Consider the following 475-nt stretch of genomic DNA (forward strand, 5'->3'; position numbering starts at 1 on the left):
GGATATTGTCATTAACCAGTTCAGCCCGCAATGCTTCGAAATATCCCTGGAGCGCATGCTTGGACGCACTATAGGCAGTACGCATTGGAAACCCAAACTTGCCGGTAATGCTACTGATGACCACCAGGTGACCCGATCCGGTTTTCAGCATGTGTATTAAAACCAGTTTTGTTAAAGTGATTACACTAAAAAAGTTCAGCTCCATAATATCGCGGTCAATTTCTATTGGAGTTTCTTTGGCCCATGAACGCTGGCTTCTGCCTGCATTGTTGACCAATATGTCAATCCTTCCTGTTTGTTCCATTACCGAGCCAACTACTTTTTCCAATCCTTCAGTATGAGATAAATCGACCGGTAGTACCCGGCATTTGGCAGTATATTCTAAGCATCTTTTTTGAACTTCCTCAAGTTTGTCCTTGTTTCTTGCTGACAAAACGAGAAAGGCACCTTCTTTGGCAAAAGCAAATGCCAGAGC

General features: G+C 43.6%; 1 protein-coding gene. It reads right to left on the minus strand.

The annotated features are described in order from the left end of the window. Positions 1 to 475 (minus strand): SDR family NAD(P)-dependent oxidoreductase (locus tag HC175_RS18135; protein ID WP_168139649.1); only part of this gene is annotated, 475 nt, incomplete at both ends.

Source organism: Salinimicrobium oceani, assembly GCF_012037645.1.